Here is a 3,349-nt window from a genome sequence, read left to right on the forward strand (position 1 = left end):
GGGTCAGGATGTAGCGACCGATGATCGCCAGGTTCGACGGCGCGTCTTCCGGCTTAGGCTTCTCGACCATGCTGTGTACGCGGTAGATGTCATCGCGGATCATTTCGCCAGCGATTACGCCGTACTTGTTGGTTTCCTGCGGATCGACTTCCTGGATAGCGACGATCGAGCAGCGGAACTGCTTGTACAGCTTGACCATCTGGGTCAGCACGCCGTCGCCATCGATGTTGACGCACAGGTCGTCCGCCAGGACCACGGCGAACGGTTCGTCACCGATCAGCGGGCGGCCAGTCAGGATCGCGTGGCCCAGACCTTTCATTTCGGTCTGACGGGTGTAGGAGAACGAGCACTCGTCCAACAGCTTGCGGATGCCAACCAGGTACTTTTCCTTGTCGGTGCCCTTGATCTGGTTTTCCAGCTCGTAACTGATGTCGAAGTGGTCTTCCAGAGCACGCTTGCCACGGCCGGTGACGATGGAAATCTCAGTCAGGCCCGCGTCCAGTGCTTCTTCAACGCCGTACTGGATCAGTGGCTTGTTTACCACCGGCAGCATTTCTTTAGGCATGGCTTTGGTCGCTGGGAGGAAGCGAGTGCCGTAACCGGCTGCTGGAAACAAGCATTTCTTGATCATATAAGTCCTTGAAAAGGCTGTGTGTACGAGTTTCGGGGCAGTCTAATCAGGCGGCGTGCGCCTTACAATGCCCCGCGCTGGCTAACCGATGCCAACATAGAGAAATATTCGCGCGGATAGTTCCATCCGGGTATTTCAGCGGCGGAATCAGCGTAGCTCAAGATCCGGGCAAACAGGATCACCATACGCTTATCAGCCCCCAATGCGAGCATTTGCCGCTATCATGGCGCCTTTGAACCAGCGAACGAGAATGACCAGATGGCTGCGGTAAAAATCATCAACGGGTATGTGATCGACAAGAAAGACGGCAAGTGGACGCTGACCACCACCAACGGCGAACATATCGCCGGGCCTTTCGACAGCGAGCAGATGGCGACGGATGTAGCCTCGGTGTTCACCGATACACCTGCTTCTTCCAAGCGCCGTGGCAAAGATCAGGACTGATCCTGCCCGCACTTGCGCCAAGCCCTGCCAGCATGCAGGGCTTTTTTGTGCCTTGTTGGCAAACAAGTGGCCAATCGCTATAACCTTTTCATCGCGGCGCTGTCAGAGCATGCAGTCCCCCCCCCACTTGAAGACCACGCAACCATGAACCTGAACAAACTGCAGCCGCTTTTCGCGGTATTGGTACTGAGCGGCTGTGCCACTTCGCAGCCCACCTATCTGAACAATGGCGAACAGGGCCTGAGCATCGATTGTTCCGGCGAAGCCAACTCCTGGGCCATGTGCTACGAAAAGGCCGATGCCTCCTGCGCTGGCACCGGTTATCGCATCGTCGGCACCGATGGCACGCCGGCGCCCAAGGAAGATGACAAAACCCTCGGCGTTGACGTTGGCAATTACAAGACCCGCAACGTCGTGGTCGTCTGCAAGTAAGCCTTACATGTGGATTTCGGCAAACTTGATCCCGAGGCCACGGACGACCTCGATCAGATCATCAAGCCGATTGAAGGACTCGACTTCATCATTGTCATCCACCAAAAAGTAGCTGCGCCCTGCACTTTTCTTGAAAAACACGATCCATTCACCCGGATTCGCCGGGTTCTGGATGACATGGGTGGCAGAGATAAGGCCCTCTGCGTGGCGCTCCCGCACGTGCTCTCGCTTCATCGCGACTCCATAAATGACAATGCCGCCACAGCAGGACTGTGACGGCATCGGGTGCTGATGTTCGCTAGTCTATCAGCCGGAAATACAGGCGTTCGCGGCTTTCTGCACATCGCGAGGGCGAACCGGCACGTTGGACATGCGCTCATGCAACTTGATGCTGCTGCCGCCGGCGCGATCTTCGATATCAAATACGGCTGCCGGGCCTGACGAAAGTTTGCCGGGAACGATGACTCGTACACCGTCCTTCTGCGGCTGGACTTGCAACGCACCACGACTGTCAGCGAGCTTGTCGGTCAGACACTGCGCATACTCCTGGGGCTTTTTGCCGGAAATTACGCTCATGGTTGGCAGCGTTTCATTGATTTCGGAAACATTCGCACAACCGGCCATCGCCAGAATCAACGGCACACACACCACACCCCACTTCATATGAATCCTCCGTTAAAGACCGTCCGACAGCACAAATGCCGCTTTTCTCCGGGGCCTTGTGCATTTAACCCGCCTGCCATGGCGAAGTTTTGTTCAAAATTTGTCAAAGCAACGCCCGACGGCCAGATAATAACCCGTGCGGGCTGATAAACTGCGCCCATCGACAAGCTATCGTTTTGATTTAGTAGAAAAAGCCCTTCTGGAGGCGCCCATGAAATTCATTCACCAGCGCGAGCACCTCAACGAAGACGACATCGTCGTCATTCAGTGTTCGCAGATGTGCAACATCCGTTTGATGAACGACGCCAACTTCCGCAGCTTCAAAAACGGCGGCCGTCACACCTACCACGGCGGCGCGTTCGACACGTTTCCGGCGCGTATCACCGCGCCGAGCACCGGCTTCTGGAACATCACCATCGACACCGTCAACCGCCGCGCAATCAGCGTCACGCGCAAGCCGACGCTGACCCATTCGATCAAGATCATCCGTCGTTCCAGCACTAAACTGAGCTGAGACGCGCAGCCTATTCTGAAAGGGAAGCATGACCGTGGCGCAAAAAACCAAATACGTGATCAAGTACAAACTGGACGGTGAACAGCGTTTCGAGTTCGCCGAACTGGAAACCGGCACTGACGAGGAAGCGAAAGCGGCGCTGAAGAAAATGCACGCTGACGAAGAACTCAGTGACATCAAGGTCAGCAAAGCGCTGTAACCGAATCATGCAACCGACCACGTTTGACCTGTTCGCCGACAACGAACCCGTACAGCAAGCCCGCGCCGAGCAGATCGGCGAACAATCGTGGGTGCTGCGCGGATTCGCCTTGCCGCAGGTCGAGCAACTGCTGACCGAGCTCGAAGCCATTCTTGTCGCCGCCCCGCTACGCCACATGGTCACGCCCGGCGGTTTCAGCATGTCGGTCGGCACCAGCAGTTGCGGGCAGTTGGGCTGGATCACTGATCGCAGCGGTTACCGCTATTCCAGCGTAGATCCACTCAGCGGCTTTCCGTGGCCATCGATGCCGGCGGTGTTTGCCGATTTGGCCCACGAGGCGGCGGAACGCGCCGGCTTCCCGGGTTTTCAGGCCGACTCCTGCCTGATCAACCAATACGTCCCCGGCGCCAAGATGTCGCTGCATCAGGACAAGGACGAAAAGGGTTATGCCGCGCCCATCGTTTCG

At 56.9% G+C, this 3,349-nt stretch carries 8 protein-coding genes; 5 read left to right on the forward strand and 3 right to left on the reverse strand.

Annotated elements, in window-relative coordinates:
- On the reverse strand, nt 1-631 hold a 631-nt coding region (locus OQK_RS25450; protein WP_016774920.1), incomplete at its 3' end, for a UTP--glucose-1-phosphate uridylyltransferase.
- Nucleotides 632-889: 258 nt separating this feature from the next.
- Here OQK_RS25450 and OQK_RS25455 point away from each other — a divergent pair.
- Nucleotides 890-1,075: a hypothetical protein gene (locus OQK_RS25455; protein WP_016774922.1), complete on the forward strand. Its 186-nt coding sequence runs from the start codon at nt 890-892 to the stop codon at nt 1,073-1,075.
- Nucleotides 1,076-1,219: 144 nt separating this feature from the next.
- Nucleotides 1,220-1,507, forward strand: a complete 288-nt coding sequence (locus OQK_RS25460; protein ID WP_016774923.1) for a hypothetical protein — start codon at nt 1,220-1,222, stop codon at nt 1,505-1,507.
- A gap of 3 nt (nt 1,508-1,510) precedes the next feature.
- On the opposite strand, the gene OQK_RS25465 is transcribed toward OQK_RS25460, so the two are convergent.
- A complete protein-coding gene (locus tag OQK_RS25465; protein WP_016774924.1) occupies nt 1,511-1,741 on the reverse strand; it encodes a hypothetical protein in 231 nt (76 codons plus the stop codon).
- Nucleotides 1,742-1,813: 72 nt separating this feature from the next.
- Complete coding sequence (locus OQK_RS25470) at nt 1,814-2,170, reverse strand: hypothetical protein (protein ID WP_016774925.1); 357 nt, start codon at nt 2,168-2,170, stop codon at nt 1,814-1,816.
- Between the two features lie 211 nt (nt 2,171-2,381).
- On the opposite strand from OQK_RS25470, the gene OQK_RS25475 reads away from it, so the two are divergent.
- The 3 genes from OQK_RS25475 to OQK_RS25480 form a co-directional block, all read left to right on the forward strand.
- The gene (locus OQK_RS25475; RefSeq protein WP_007912251.1) at nt 2,382-2,684 is read left to right on the forward strand and encodes a DUF1883 domain-containing protein; all 303 of its coding nucleotides are present in this window, start codon (nt 2,382-2,384) and stop codon (nt 2,682-2,684) included.
- A 28-nt stretch (nt 2,685-2,712) separates the two neighbouring features.
- Entirely contained in the window at nt 2,713-2,883 is a 171-nt protein-coding gene (locus OQK_RS30845) for a hypothetical protein (protein ID WP_016774926.1), read from the forward strand.
- A 7-nt stretch (nt 2,884-2,890) separates the two neighbouring features.
- Nucleotides 2,891-3,349 (forward strand): alpha-ketoglutarate-dependent dioxygenase AlkB (locus tag OQK_RS25480; RefSeq protein ID WP_016774927.1); only part of this gene is annotated, 459 nt, incomplete at its 3' end.

Source organism: Pseudomonas sp. R62 (assembly GCF_000257605.1).
Taxonomy (GTDB): domain Bacteria; phylum Pseudomonadota; class Gammaproteobacteria; order Pseudomonadales; family Pseudomonadaceae; genus Aquipseudomonas; species Aquipseudomonas atacamensis.